This window comes from Nocardia sp. NPDC004260 (assembly GCF_053603155.1).
The window spans coordinates 97,169-110,541 of the sequence record NZ_JBSGEZ010000017.1; the positions used below are offsets into that span (position 1 = coordinate 97,169).

At 69.1% G+C, this 13,373-nt stretch carries 14 protein-coding genes; 5 read left to right on the plus strand and 9 right to left on the minus strand.

Features of this window, described 5'->3' with window-relative positions; all coding sequences use genetic code 11:
• Positions 1–2 precede the first annotated feature (2 nt).
• Positions 3–1,019 carry a zinc-dependent alcohol dehydrogenase family protein gene (locus ACWEO7_RS13070; RefSeq protein ID WP_452423262.1) on the minus strand — a complete coding sequence of 339 codons (1,017 nt, stop codon included), beginning with the start codon at positions 1,017–1,019 and terminating at the stop codon, positions 3–5.
• Positions 1,019–1,462, minus strand: coding sequence for a hypothetical protein (locus ACWEO7_RS13075; RefSeq protein ID WP_452423236.1), 444 nt, complete (start codon positions 1,460–1,462; stop codon positions 1,019–1,021). The genes ACWEO7_RS13070 and ACWEO7_RS13075 overlap by 1 nt, the downstream gene beginning before the upstream one ends.
• 86 nt (positions 1,463–1,548) lie before the next feature.
• Here ACWEO7_RS13075 and ACWEO7_RS13080 point away from each other — a divergent pair, with 86 nt between their 5' ends.
• A complete protein-coding gene (locus ACWEO7_RS13080; RefSeq protein ID WP_452423238.1) occupies positions 1,549–2,340 on the plus strand; it encodes a helix-turn-helix domain-containing protein in 792 nt (263 codons plus the stop codon).
• A gap of 12 nt (positions 2,341–2,352) precedes the next feature.
• Here ACWEO7_RS13080 and ACWEO7_RS13085 read toward each other — a convergent pair whose 3' ends face one another.
• The 5 genes from ACWEO7_RS13085 to ACWEO7_RS13105 form a co-directional block, all read right to left on the minus strand.
• Positions 2,353–3,276 carry a LysR family transcriptional regulator gene (locus tag ACWEO7_RS13085; RefSeq protein ID WP_452423240.1) on the minus strand — a complete coding sequence of 308 codons (924 nt, stop codon included), beginning with the start codon at positions 3,274–3,276 and terminating at the stop codon, positions 2,353–2,355.
• Positions 3,277–3,354: 78 nt separating this feature from the next.
• Positions 3,355–4,557, minus strand: coding sequence for an FAD-dependent oxidoreductase (locus ACWEO7_RS13090; protein WP_452423242.1), 1,203 nt, complete (start codon positions 4,555–4,557; stop codon positions 3,355–3,357).
• A gap of 182 nt (positions 4,558–4,739) precedes the next feature.
• A complete protein-coding gene (locus ACWEO7_RS13095; protein ID WP_452423244.1) occupies positions 4,740–5,384 on the minus strand; it encodes a PadR family transcriptional regulator in 645 nt (214 codons plus the stop codon).
• Between the two features lie 63 nt (positions 5,385–5,447).
• The gene (locus ACWEO7_RS13100) at positions 5,448–7,481 is read right to left on the minus strand and encodes a DHA2 family efflux MFS transporter permease subunit (RefSeq protein ID WP_452423246.1); all 2,034 of its coding nucleotides are present in this window, start codon (positions 7,479–7,481) and stop codon (positions 5,448–5,450) included.
• Positions 7,482–7,536: 55 nt separating this feature from the next.
• Positions 7,537–8,196, minus strand: a complete 660-nt coding sequence (locus ACWEO7_RS13105) for a TetR/AcrR family transcriptional regulator (protein ID WP_452423248.1) — start codon at positions 8,194–8,196, stop codon at positions 7,537–7,539.
• A gap of 132 nt (positions 8,197–8,328) precedes the next feature.
• Between ACWEO7_RS13105 and ACWEO7_RS13110 the strand changes: the two genes are divergently transcribed.
• The 4 genes from ACWEO7_RS13110 (at position 8,329) to ACWEO7_RS13125 (ending at position 11,872) form a co-directional block, all read left to right on the plus strand.
• Positions 8,329–9,768: a lipase family protein gene (locus ACWEO7_RS13110; RefSeq protein WP_452423250.1), complete on the plus strand. Its 1,440-nt coding sequence runs from the start codon at positions 8,329–8,331 to the stop codon at positions 9,766–9,768.
• Between the two features lie 114 nt (positions 9,769–9,882).
• Positions 9,883–10,758: an oxidoreductase gene (locus ACWEO7_RS13115; protein ID WP_452423252.1), complete on the plus strand. Its 876-nt coding sequence runs from the start codon at positions 9,883–9,885 to the stop codon at positions 10,756–10,758.
• A gap of 278 nt (positions 10,759–11,036) precedes the next feature.
• Positions 11,037–11,510, plus strand: a complete 474-nt coding sequence (locus ACWEO7_RS13120) for a transcriptional regulator (protein ID WP_452423254.1) — start codon at positions 11,037–11,039, stop codon at positions 11,508–11,510.
• A complete protein-coding gene (locus ACWEO7_RS13125; protein ID WP_450026368.1) occupies positions 11,507–11,872 on the plus strand; it encodes a DUF3817 domain-containing protein in 366 nt (121 codons plus the stop codon). The genes ACWEO7_RS13120 and ACWEO7_RS13125 overlap by 4 nt, the downstream gene beginning before the upstream one ends.
• 4 nt (positions 11,873–11,876) lie before the next feature.
• Here the strand turns inward: ACWEO7_RS13125 and rdgB are convergent, their stop codons facing one another.
• Together rdgB and rph are read right to left on the minus strand one after the other, a co-directional pair.
• Positions 11,877–12,488 (minus strand): RdgB/HAM1 family non-canonical purine NTP pyrophosphatase, encoded by a 612-nt coding sequence (gene rdgB / locus ACWEO7_RS13130; protein WP_452423256.1) that lies wholly within the window; start codon positions 12,486–12,488, stop codon positions 11,877–11,879.
• Positions 12,488–13,258: a ribonuclease PH gene (gene rph / locus ACWEO7_RS13135; protein ID WP_355075601.1), complete on the minus strand. Its 771-nt coding sequence runs from the start codon at positions 13,256–13,258 to the stop codon at positions 12,488–12,490. Before rph ends, rdgB begins: the two co-directional genes overlap by 1 nt.
• Between the last annotated feature and the right edge of the window lie 115 nt (positions 13,259–13,373).

Consider the following 13,373-nt stretch of genomic DNA (forward strand, 5'->3'; position numbering starts at 1 on the left):
TCCTAGGGAAACTCGATCACCACCTTCCCGAAGGGGTCTCCGGTGCGGAAGTACCGGTAGGCCGCTTCGGCTTCCTCGAACGCGAACACGCGGTCGATGACAGGACGCATCCCGTGGGCGGTGATCGCTCGGTTCATCGCCTCGAACTGCGTCCGGCTGCCCACCGCGATGCGGCGGATGGACAGATACGACGTGCCGAACGGGTTGCCTACGGGCGCGTCGGCGGCGGGCATCGCGCCGATCATCGTGATCCGCGCGTTGTATCCGCCCGACCGCACGGATTTCGCCAGGGTCGGCATACCCACCGCGTCGAGGATGTGTTCCACACCGTCGCCTCCGGTGTGGTCCAGCACGGCCAGCTCCCAGTCCGGTGTCCGGCTCCGATCGATCACCTCGTCGGCTCCCAGCGCGCGCAGCCGCTCGGCCTTTCGCGCGCTCGAGGTCACCGAGATGACCTGAGCGCCCAGCATTTTCGCGTGCTGCACACCGAAAAGGGCCACCGATCCACTGCCGACGGTCAAGACGGTCTCGCCGGGCAGCACCGGCACCGGCGTGGTCAGCGCCGCCCACGCCACCACTCCGGCGCAGGTCAGCGTGGCGGCCTCCACGTCGCTGAGATGGCCGGGCACGTGCACCACCGAATCCTCTTCCAGCACCGCGTACGTGGCGAGCATGCCGGGATAGGTGGCGCCGTACTGCTCGACCACGTGCGCTTGGCGCTGCGGACCGTCGGTCCAGCGGACGAAGTAGGAGGCGGTCACCCGGTCGCCGACCGCGGCGCGCGTCACTTCCTCGCCCAAGGCGATCACCTCGCCGACACCGTCGCTGAGCGGGACGACGCCCGGGGTCGCGGGCAGCGGATACGTTCCGTCCAGCAACATCAGATCGCGACGATTCAGTGACGCCGCCAGCATCCGGATCACCACTTGGCGTGGCCCTGGCTCTGGCATCTCCTGCGGCGCGACGGTCAGCGCGTCCGCCCCGCGCGCAGGGTCGAGATGGTAGGCGACGGCCCGCATCACGCGACGCCGATGTATTGGTGGTCCCACCGGATCCGGCCCGCGTCGTCGAGCGCGATGACGTCGTATCCGCCGCCGACGACCGCCCCGCCGGTCTTCGTCACCATGTGCCAGGTCAGGCCGATCAGGTTCAGTGAAAGGCGAACCGCCTGCCCCTCGGGTACGAACACGTGCTCACCAGGGGCGACGAATTCCTCGTAGGCGCGGTCCACGCGCCGGTCCAGCGCTTCGTAGCCGCGGATCTCCACGGTCGGGATCGGGAAGGACAGTCGCGCCAGCGCCTCCCGCATCTCCTGCGGCGGATCCACCAGTACCTGGGCGCCGTCCTCGGACCACAGTTCCCGGATCCGCTTGTGCCTGGCCTCCGCGTCGGATTCGTTCCACAGCGCGATGTAGCGCTCGGCGAATCGGGACAGTTCCCGCTCATCGAATTGATTGCTCATGGGACGGAGTCTCGCCGTCGTCCGAAGCCTGTGCGATTCCCCGCAAGGTATGGCGAGCCCGCCGCCCGACGCCCGATACTGCTGCCATGACGACGGCGGCCGAGTCCACCGGGTTCGCCCGGCAGCTCAAGCATTGGCGCACGCTGCGGCGGGTCAGCCAGCTGGATCTCGCGATCCGCGCCGACACCACGCAGCGTCATCTCAGCTTCCTGGAGCAGGGCCGCTCACGACCGGGACGCACCATGGTGGTGCGGCTGGCCGAATCATTGGAGCTGTCGCTGCGTGAGCGGAACGGACTACTGCTCGCCGCGGGTTACGCGCCGGTCTTCCCCGAATCGGCGCTCGACACCGCGGAATTGGCGCCGATACTGGAGGCGTTGCGGGCGATCCTGGACGGCCACCTGCCCTACCCGGCGCTGGTGGTCCGGCCGCACGGCATCCTGCTCGCCGCCAACGCGGCCTTCGAGGTGCTCACCGAGGGCGCCGCGCCGTGGCTGTTGGAACCGCCGGTCAACGTGCTGCGGCTCGCGCTGCACCCGGAGGGCCTGGCCGCCCGCGTGGTCAACCTGCCGGAATGGGGACGGCACGTCACCGAGGCGCTGCGCAACCGGATGGCCCGCAGCCCCGATCCCGGCTTGGACGAGTTGATCGACGAACTGGAGACCTATCTTCCGCAGACCGAGCCGGGACCGGACCATCTCGGTTTCGCGGTGCCGCTGCGCCTGCGCTGCGCCGAAGGGGAATTGCGTTTGATCACCACGCTCACCTCGTTCGCCACCGCGGTAGATGTCACGCTCGCCGAGTTGCAATTGGAGGCGTTCCTGCCCGGCGACGAGCAGACCGCGCGAATTCTGCGCGACCGCGCGGCGCGATACTGAGCGGGCCTGCGGTCACCAGTGCCGCGCGGCGGCGGTCAGCCGCTGACGGACCAGCTCGACGTGCGGGCGAACCGCGGGTCCGGGCCGACGCACCAGGAATGCCGTGTTGATCGGCGGGTCCTCCGGTTCCAACAGCGCGACGAGCGATCCCGAAGCCAGTTCGGCCGCACAGAGATACCGCGGCAGCACGCTGATCCCCGCACCCGCCGCGACCGCCGCGGCGACCGCGCGCAGGTCCGCGACGACCACCGCGGCCTCGGCGGCGAGCCGGACGCCGAAGACGTGCCGCCAATACCGGCGCAGGATCGGCAGATCCGGGGCGTAGCTGACCAGCGGAACATCGGACAACGCGACCGGGCCCTTGGCCCGCAACAGATCGCCGTCGACGCGCGCGGCGATCTGCGGCCCGGCGACGAGCACGAACTCCTCGTCGCCCAGCGGTTCGGCGACCACCGTCCGGCCTCTGGGCCGGACCGTCGACACCACCAGGTCGAAGTGCCCGGCCCGCAGCCCGCCGAGCAAGTCGTCGGTCAGCCCCGCGTGGACCGCCAGTCGGACCCCTCGCTCGACCAGCGGCGCCAGCGCGGGGAGCCCGTGCACCGCGAGGAACTCGGCGGGCCCGGCGAGACGAACGGCGGGCTGTGGCGTGGGTTCGGCGCGGTGGACCGGACCCGCCACGGTGTCCAGCGCGTCCAGCGGCGCGGCGATGCGCTCCGCCAGCTCGGTCGCCGCCGCGGTCGGCGCGACGCCGCGCGGCAATCGGTCGAACAGTCGCGCGCCGAGCCGCTTCTCCAACGCCTGCAATTGGCCGGTCACGGTCGGCTGGGACAAGCCGACCAGCCGCGCCCCGGCTGTGATCGAACCGGCCCGGTGCACTGCCAGGAAAGTGCGCAACTGGTTCAGATCTAGATTTCCATCGGAATCCCTATCCCTCACCGCGCAAGTCTATTCTGCCGCCGATAGCTGCACCGGAGGTCCCGCGGGTCGTTCGAACCCGCGGGACCTCCGGCCGGCTCAGACCGACGCGAGCTCGTGCTCGGCGGGAGCGTCCCAGTCGATCCGGTAGCGCTGCTCCGGTCCCATGGTCTTCTCCGGTTTCATCACGGTCTTGGCCATGACCGGCATGAGCAACTGCATCACCTTGCGCCCCACCGGCCCCGGCGTCTTGCTGTGATTGATCTTCGCCGCGCGGGCCGCGACGCCTTCCACCCGCTCGCGCCGCAAGCGCTCGTACACCGCGAACGCCTCCGGCGCGGGCAGATCACGCAGACAGCGAGCCAGCTGCACGGCGCTCTCGATCGCCAGCGACGCGCCCTGACCGGAGCTGTTGGACGGAGCGTGCACCGCATCGCCCACCAGTACCATCCGCCCGCGATACCAGTGCGGCACCGGCGGCATGATGTGCAGCGCGCCGACCACCTCCAACTGCTCCTCGGTGGTGCGCCGAGCGAGCTCGCCGCCAGGGGTGTCGTCGGCGTAGGCCTCGCGCAAGATCCGCAACCAGTGCGCGCTCGGCACCGCCCGCGCCGCGGTGAGCGACAGATACTCCTTGTGCGGCAGGTTCGCTCCCCATGCCACCCGCCCGTCCCCGAGCGGCCAGTACAGGTAGTAGGCCCGCTTGCCGAACGCGAAGGTCATGGTGTCCGCGGGGATGTCGGCGTCGCACTCGGTGGTCGCGCCGAAGCCGAGCATGCCGGTGTAGTCGGGGCCGGGCGCCTTCGGGTCGATCAGCGTGCGTACCCGCGAGCGGATACCGTCCGCGCCGATCAGCACGTCGGCGGTGGCCGTGCTGCCGTCCGCGAACTGGGCGGTGATGCCCGACGCGTCCTCGCGCACATCGACCAGGCGCTTGTCGTACTCGAACGGAACGCCCGCCGCGACCGCGTGCCGGTGCAGCGTTTGGTGCAGCTCGCTGCGATCGACCAGTTGCAGCGGCGGCATATCGGGGATGCCGGGCATCGCCAGCACCTTCGCGCCGACCGACATGTTCATGTTGCGGACCGGCAGCGCGATGGCGCGGACCGGGTCGCCCGCCCCGATGATGTCGAGCGCGGCGACGCCGTTCGGCGCCAGCGCGAGTCCGCTGCCGATGCCATAGGAAGGGCCGGGATAGGCCTCGTAGACGCGGGCGTCGATGCCCGCTTTGCGCAGGGCCGTCGCGACGACGGGGCCGGCGATGCCGCCACCGATCACCAGGGCGGTACGTGTTGTGGACATGGGTGTCTCCAGGATTCGTGCGATACGGGTTTCGGTTCCCGGACCGACACACGCGCCACCCACCCGGTTATCCTGTGGTTGCCAGCCTTGTAGCCGGGTGCGCGTTCGCGGGCGCGGTTCGAGACTGTTCGATCGGGCCCGGCGGCGGTGTTGCCGCACCTTCGCCGGGTCCGGTTTCTCGGCTAGTCCTCGGCCATCCCCCTCTCCACCATTTCGGCGACCTCCGACGGCAGCGTGCCGCGCTCGTGCCACTCGCGCCATTGCGCCATTCCGGGGAAGGTGCCCTCGGTCAGCTCCGCGCGCAGCGAGCGCGTCCACGCCGCCTCGGCTTCCAGCATCGCCAGCCCGAACTCGGACTCGATGAGGAACAGCCGCGGTAGCGTGCTCGCGAGCTCGCCGAGTTCGCGACGGACGGTCTCGATGGTTCGATCCAGCGCTTCCAGGCGAGTGCCGAGCAGTTCGGCCACCTCGGCAGGGGGAAGCACCGCGAGAATCGACAGCCCCGCGACGAACCGGTGCGGTTCCGGCTCCGGCGTCGACAGCAGTTCCCTGGTCCAATCGGCCATCTCGGCGCGGCCCGCGTCGGTGATCCGATAGATGACTCGCTCGGGACGGGCGCCCGCCCGCTCACTGCCGACGACTTCGAGAAACCCGACCTTGGCCATGTTCTGCACGACCGTGTAGAGCGAACCCCATTTGATCGCCATGTCGTGGTCCTTGCCCCGGTCACGCAGGGTCTGGGCGATTTCGTAGCGGTGCATCGGGCGCTCGACGATCACGGACAGCACCGCGAGCGCCAACAGGTTGTCGACCTTGCGTTTCTTCATCGCGGCACCTCCTCCTTACTCGTCTACGAATATACGTCTACGAGCAATTGGCCGCAAGAGCGGTCAGGCGGGCACCGTTTCCTGCTCGCGCGCGTGGTCCTCCAGCAACTTTGTGGCGATGTTCGTCAGCGCCTGATCCAGCAGTGCGCGATCGGCCGGGTCGGCCTCGTTCCAGTCGTCGAGCCTGGTGTCGAGCCAGCGCCGCCAGGCCGCCTTGATCCGATCCATCTCGGCCGCACCGGAATCGGTGAGCCGCAAGCGTTGTCCCTCGCGCGCCAGATAGCCTTCCGCGCCGACCTGGTCGTAGATCGGCTCGATCACCTCTTGGGGCACTCGGTGCGCCCGGGCGATTCCGGCCAGCGTGGCGTCACCGCGCACCCGGTCGCGCAGATACACCTGGCCGAGCGCCCATGCCTCACCGCGTGTGAGGTCGCTGTCCGCGTCGGCGAGGATGCGCGCGCCGATCGGATCCTCCGCCCCCGCTCGGTGCATGGTGCCCGCGATGGCGCGTTCCAGTTGCACCAGCCGATCGGGCGAGTCGGGCACCGAAAACCCTTCGCCCACATCGCCGACCCCCGCCCGCGCGCTGTCACGCAGCGGCACCTCGGGCAGGAACCACGCGACCACGAATCCGGCCAGCACGATCGGAACGACCCAGAAGAACACGTAATCGATCGAGTCCGCGTACGCGTCGATGATCGGCGCCGACTGTTCGGCGGGCAACGCGCGCAACGCCTGCGGGTCCGCCGCGACCTCGGGCGGCACCACGCGCACCTGAGCCAGCGCGGCGGCGAGGTTGGGGCCGATCTGGTTGCTGTAGAGCGTGCCGAAGATGGCCGTTCCGAAGGCGCTACCGAGCGTGCGGAAGAACGTGACACCGGAGGTCGCGGTACCCAGCTGGGCGTAGGGCACGGTGTTCTGCACGACGATGGTGAGCACCTGCATCGCCAGTCCGATACCCAGGCCGAGAATCAGCATGTACAGCGACTCCAGCAATGTGCCTGTGGTCCGGCCCATCGTCGACATCAAGTACAGGCCGAGCGCCATGACCAACGTGCCCGCGATCGGGAAGTACCGGTAGCGGCCGGTCTTGCCGACCACCTGCCCGGACAGGATCGAGGTGGTGAACAGGCCCACCACCAGCGGCAGCGTGCGAACACCCGACATGGTGGCCGAAACGCCGTCGACATATTGCAGATACGCGGGCAGGTAGGTCATCGAGCCGAGCATGGCGAAGCCGACGATGAAACTGAGGATCGAGCACACCGTGAACACCCGGCTGCGGAACAACCCCATCGGCAGCATCGGTTCCGCCGCTCGCAACTCGACCCCGACGAACGTGGCGAGCAGGAAAGCCGCCGCGGCGAACAGACCGATGATCGTCGGCGAGCCCCACGCGTACTGCTGCCCGCCCCATTCCAGGCCGAGGATCAGGCAGGAGACGCCCAGCGCCACCAAGCCGATGCCGAGGTAATCGATGATCGGCCTGGCCGCCGCGCGCACCCGTGGGATGGTGCGGGCCGCCAACGCGATCATCACCACCGCGACCGGCACGTTGACGTAGAAGCACCAGCGCCAGCTGGCGTGGTCGGTGAACAGGCCACCCAACGTCGGGCCGATCACCGTGGTCACGCCGAATACCGCGCCCAGCGCGCCCTGGTACTTGCCCCGCTGCCGCAACGGGATGATGTCGGCGATCAGCGCCATCGACGTGACCATCAGTCCGCCCGCGCCGAAGCCCTGGATCCCGCGGGCGAGGACCAGCACCAGCATGCCGTCAGCCAGGCCGGCGACCATCGAGCCGACGATGAAGATCACCGCACTGATCTGGAACACCAGCTTGCGGCCGAACAGATCGCCGAGCTTCCCGGCGAGGGCGGTCGCCACCGCCTCGGCGAGCAGGTACGAGGTGACCACCCACGCCATGTGCCCCGCCCCGCCGAGGTCGGCGACGATGGTGGGCAGCGCGGTGGACACGATGGTCTGGTCCAGCGCCGCCATGAGCATGCCGAGCACGATGGTGCCGAACACGATGTTGGTCTTGGCCCTGCCCATCGGGGCAACAGGGTCCGCGGCGACAGCAACCGAACCGGCCATCAGCCCAGTATGGGCTTTTGCCGCTTCGATGGATATCCAGCGACACGGCAGCGAATCAGCTGGGTTCGCCCTCTGGCGCTTCCTCCGGCCGCTCGATGAGCGACATCGCGATGGGGACGAGCAGATCGACGAGTTCGCCCACCGACGGACGGGGGTCGGCGAGCACCCACTCGTGCGCCAGCCCGTTGATCGCGCCGATCAAGGCGCTCGCCCCCCACCCCGGCGTGCCGCGCACCCGCGAACCGGGAGCAACCACCGGCACCACGTGGGTTTCCAGCACGGAAGCCCACGCGTGCCTGCGTTCGCGGCGGTGCCGCTCCATCCGTTCGCTCACGCCGACCACTTCGATGAAGGCGACCTTGGCGCGGTAGGGATCGGCGCCGATCGATTCGAGATAGGCGGTCACCACGGCGGTCATCGCGGCGCGCAGATCGAACCGCGGGTCGAGCGCGTCCATCCGCGCGACCACGGCCGCGGCGGCCTCGTCCTGGATCCGGTCGTACGCGGCGACCAGAACGTCCTCCCTGGTCTGGAACTCCTCGTAGAACTGACGCTTGGACAGACCCGCGGCGGCGCACACGTCGGCCAGCGAGCAATCGGCGTAACCGCGCTCGGCGAAGATGCGGGTGGCCGCGTCGAGGAACCGCTGACGCCGCTCGGCTTTCCGCTCCACGACGGCACGCCCGCCGTATTGCCTGCCCACTGTCGCCGTCATATCTCTCACCGTAGCGAAATCACGGCGACCACGAACTACCCCGCATGCCTCGGCCGCCGCCCGATTCGTACTTGTGATCCGGGTCATGACGCCGCATACTCGGGTCCAGTCTGAAACCGATGGGGCTCACAAATGTGGCTCACCGAACGAAGAGGTTCTCGCGTGGTCATTTCCCGCAAGCACGCACCGAAGCTGCTCGCGGCGCTCGCCGCGGTGGCGGTGGGACTGCCCTTCCTCCCCGCCTCGGCAGCCGCCGAGCCCGCGCCGGACGATCCGGTGGTCCAGCCCGCACTGCCGTTCCCTCTTCCGCCGCTGCCGCCGGGCTTCGACCCGGCGTTCTATCGCCCGCCCGCGCAGACCTACACCGACCTGGCCCCCGGCCAGATCATCGCCGCACGCCAGGTCAATCTGGCGAACCTGTCGCTGCTCCCGGTGAACGTGGACGCCTGGCAGTTGTCCTTCCGCTCCACCAACTCCCGCGGCGAGGCCATCCCCGCCGTGGCCACGGTGATCAAGCCGCGCGGCTACGTCGCCGACCGACCGCTGTTCTCCTACCAGATCGCCGAAGACTCGACCGGCAACTACTGCATGCCGTCGTATCAACTCCAGATGGGTTCCATCCCCGCGACCTTGACCGGCTCCACCCTGGTGGCCGCCCAGTTCCTCGAGGTGCAGGCTGCGCTGGCCCAAGGCTGGGCCGCGGTGATCCCCGACCACCAGGGGCCCGACTCGGCTTACGCCGCAGGACCTTTGGCGGGCCGCATCACGCTCGACGGCATTCGCGCCGCGGAGAACTTCGCACCGATGCAACTGTCCGGGACCGGGACCAGGGTCGGGATGATGGGCTACTCCGGCGGCGCGATCGCCACCGGCTGGGCGGCCGAACTGAAGCGCGACTACGCCCCCGAACTGAACGTGGTCGGCACCGCGGAGGGCGGCATCCCCGCCGACCTGTCGGCCGCGTTGCGGATGGCCAACGGCAATCTCTCCGCCGGGCTGATCTTCGCGGGCGCGCTCGGCGTCTCGCGCGAATATCCCGAACTGCGGAAATTTCTCGACGAGAACGCGAACGGCCTGGGCAAGCTCATGATCGCGGGCAAGGAACAACTCTGCGCGAGCTACCAGGCCGCCCTGTTCCCGTTCGCCGACAACCTCGGGATGCTGGCGAAGAACCCCTTCACCGACCCCGCCGTCACCGATGTGCTGCAAAAGACGAAGCTCGGCAAGGCCGTGCCGGATATGCCGGTGCTGATGTACCAGGCCAATGCCGACTGGTTGATCCCGGTCGGACCGGTCAACGAGCTCGTCGGAACCTATGCCGCGGACCCGGGCGCGCGGGTCGAGTACATCCGCGACCACTTCAGCGAGCACCTGACCCTCGACCCGATCGCGGCGCCGCGCGCGCTGCTGTGGCTGAAGGACCGCTTCGCGGGCGTGCCGGTGGCCGACGGCGTCACCATCACCGATGTCGGCTCGATGACGTTGGACCCCGCCACCTGGCAGGTATGGAGCGACACGGTGGGCGCCGTACTCGCGGCCGCCTTCGGGCAACCCATCGGCAGCGGCCGCTGAGCGATCCGGCCGACAGCTCGTGTCGCGGGCGCGTTCCGCGACACGAGCTCTTGCGTCTGAGACGATCGATGCCGATATCTTCCCCGTAAACTTACTCCAGAGTAAGGTTGGCGCATGGCGTGGAAACCAGCTGAGATCCCGGACCAGACGGGACGCACCTTTGTCATCACCGGCGCGAACGGCGGCTTGGGCGCCGTCACCACGAAAGTCCTGGCGTCCAAGGGCGCGACCGTGATCATGGCCTGCCGCAACGCGGTCAAGGCGAAAGAGGTCGCCGCGGGCATCGACGGCGATGTCCGCGTGGCGGAACTGGACCTGGCCGATCTGTCCTCGGTGCGCAAGTTCGCCGACGACAGCGGCGAATTCGACGTCCTGGTCAACAACGCCGGCCTGATGAACATCCCGTTCTCGCGGACCAAAGACGGCTTCGAGACCCAGTGGGGCGTCAATCACCTCGGGCACTTCGCGCTCACCGGCCTGCTGCTGGACCGGATCACCGATCGGGTGGTCACTCTCTCCAGCATCGCGCACAAGCAGACGCCGAAGCTCTGGATCGACGACCTCGACTACGAAAAGCGTCGCTATCAGCGCAATCTCGCCTATGCGCAGGCCAAGCTGTGCAATCTGATGTTCGCCCGCGAACTCCAGCGCAGGCTGCGCGAATCCGGCTCGGGCAAGCGCTCCTACGCGGTGCACCCCGGTGTCTCGGCCACCGACCTCTTCGCGCACACCGAGACCCCGCTCGACCACATCTCCAAGCCGTTCATCCGCCTGATCGGGCACTCGCCCGCCAAGGCGGCGCACTCGACATTGTTCGCCGCCACCATGCCGGACGCCGATCCCGAGACCTACTGGGGCCCGACCCGGCTCTTCGGCAGCCAGGGCCCGGTGAAACCCTCGTCGTCCACCCGCCTGTCGCAGAACAAGGACCTGTGGCAGCGGCTGTGGGCCGAGTCGGAGCGCAAGACCGGCGTCACCTACTCGTTCTGAGCGGAGCAACGCCGGAGCGCACGCCCTGTGCGCGCTGCCACAAGGCGGCGAGCGGCACCACTCGTGACGACTGGACTGCGTGATTTGTAGCGGCCCGCTGCCACATCGGAAGCCATGTCTGGCAGCGGGCGCGCGGCCGCTCGTCTCGGCATCCGGCACCGCACCGAGCGCCGGTCCGCTCCGCACCGTTCGTCGCCGCGATGACCGTGGTCACAGCAGGCGCCGGACGGCGTACCTTGTTCTACGGCCCGCGTAGTAGAACGGGTACCGTAGAAGCCGTGTCCGCCTCACCCCGCCGCTCGGCACACAACCGCCCGGCCCTCATCGCGCTGGTGATCGTCGCCGCGCTGGGCTGCCTGGGGCTGGCCTGGTGGCAGTGGGAACGGTACGAGTCCGCGACCGGCACCGCACAGAATCTCGGCTACGCGTTGCAGTGGCCCCTGTTCGCGGGTTTCGCCGTCTTCGCCTACTTCCGGTTCGTGCGGCTGGAACGCGAGGCAGGCGAACCAGAGGAAAAGAACGAGTCCGCCGCGGCTTCGCGGCGCGATTCACCCACAGCCAGGCGCGCCGGGAAGCCGATCGCGCCGACCGAACTCCCGGCGGGACTGCTGCCCGAGCGCCCGAAGGCCGTCCGGGATGAGGACCCCGTGCTCGCCGAGTACAACCGATACCTCGCCGCGCTGCACGCCGACGACATCGAAGAACAGGTCCGCACGACAGGCCTGCACACCCGCGAGAGGAGCGCCGGTTGACCACCAGCGAGAATTCCACCGAGACCACCGCTGCCCCGGCCCCGGCCAGGAATGCCGCCAAGATCGGTCCGGCGCTGCTGCGCTATCGGGCGCTGGCCTGGATCACCGGCCTCTGGTTGCTGCTGCTCACCGGTGAGATGATCGCCAAGTACGGCTTCGACGTGGCCACCCCCAGCTGGATCGCGGTCGTGCACGGCTGGGTGTACTTCGTCTACCTGCTGGTCACCGCCGACCTCGCGGTCAAGGTCCGCTGGCCGGTCCTGCGCACCGTCGGCACCCTGCTCGCGGGCACCATCCCGTTGCTGTCGTTCTTCGTCGAACACGTCAACGCCAAGCAGGTCAAGCAGACCTTCGGCGTCTGAGGCGTCAGCCTTCGGCGAGCGCCGCCAGCGCGGGCGTCAACTGGGCCAGCGCCCGCCCGCGATGCGACACCGCGTCCTTCTGGGCGGGCGTCAACTGGGCCGCGGTGACATCGCCGCCTTCCGGGACGAACAGCGGGTCGTAGCCGAAACCGCCGTCGCCCACCGGCTTCCGCCCGATCGAGCCGGGCCATTCGCCGCGCACCACGGTCTCCGCGCCGCCGGGCACCACCAGCGCGCAGGTGGACACGAACCGCCCGCCGCGCCGCTCGTCCGGCACATCCGACAGCTGCGCCAGCAGCAGCGCGTTGTTCGCCGCGTCGTCGCCGTGCTTGCCCGACCAGCGCGCCGACAGCACACCCGGCATGCCGTTCAACGCGTCCACCTCGATACCGGAATCGTCCGCGACGCAGGCCAATCCGGTGGCCGCGGCGCCATCGCGCGCCTTGGCCAGCGCGTTCTCCTCGAACGTCGCGCCGGTCTCGGGCGCCTCGTCGTACGGGGGAACATCGTTCAATCCGACGATCTCGATGCCGACGATGCCGGCCTCGTCGAGGATGCGGCGCAGTTCGTTCAGTTTCTTGGTGTTGCGGCTGGCCACCAGCAGACGGCGGGTCATCACTTCCTCTTCGACTCGGCGGGCTCGGGAAGCACCCCGGGATACGGCAGCGCCAGCGCCTCTTTCTGCACGACGAACAACTGCTCGCAGGACGCGAGCGCGGCATCGAGCAACTTGTCCAGCGTGGAGCGCGGGAAGGTAGCGCCCTCGCCGGTGCCCTGGATCTCCACCAGCGTTCCGGTATCGGTGGCGACCACGTTCATGTCGACCTCGGCGCGCGAGTCCTCCTCGTAGGGCAGATCCACCCGCACCCGGCCGTCGACCACGCCGACGCTCACCGCGGCGATCGCGCAGGAGATCGGCTGGGGGTCGGCCAGCGCGCCCGCCGCGCCGAGATAGGTCACGGCATCCGCCAGCGCCACGTAGGCACCGGTGATGGCGGCCGTCCTGGTACCGCCGTCGGCCTGGAGCACATCGCAATCGATGGCGATGGTGTTCTCCCCGATCGCGGCGAGGTCGATGCAGGCGCGCAGTGAGCGGCCGATCAGACGGCTGATCTCCTGGGTCCGTCCGCCGATCCGGCCCTTCACCGATTCCCGCCCGCTGCGAGTGTGCGTCGCGGCGGGCAACATCGCGTACTCGGCGGTGAGCCAGCCCAACCCGGAGTCACGCCGCCACGGCGGCACCCCCTCGGTGACGCTCGCGGTGCACATCACCCGCGTCTGCCCGAACTCCACCAGCACCGAACCAGCTGGATGCGTGGTGAAACCACGGGTGATCCGGACCTCGCGGAGCTCATCGTCCGCCCTGCCATCGGCTCGTCTCGACACGGCCACAGCCTACTGTGTTCAATTTGCCGCGACTTCGTCGCGGCGTGTTCGCGGCCCCTTGTGGCTCGCGTGTGCGCGGCCGCCGCTTGCTCCTTCGTCGCGTACGCGGCGGCCG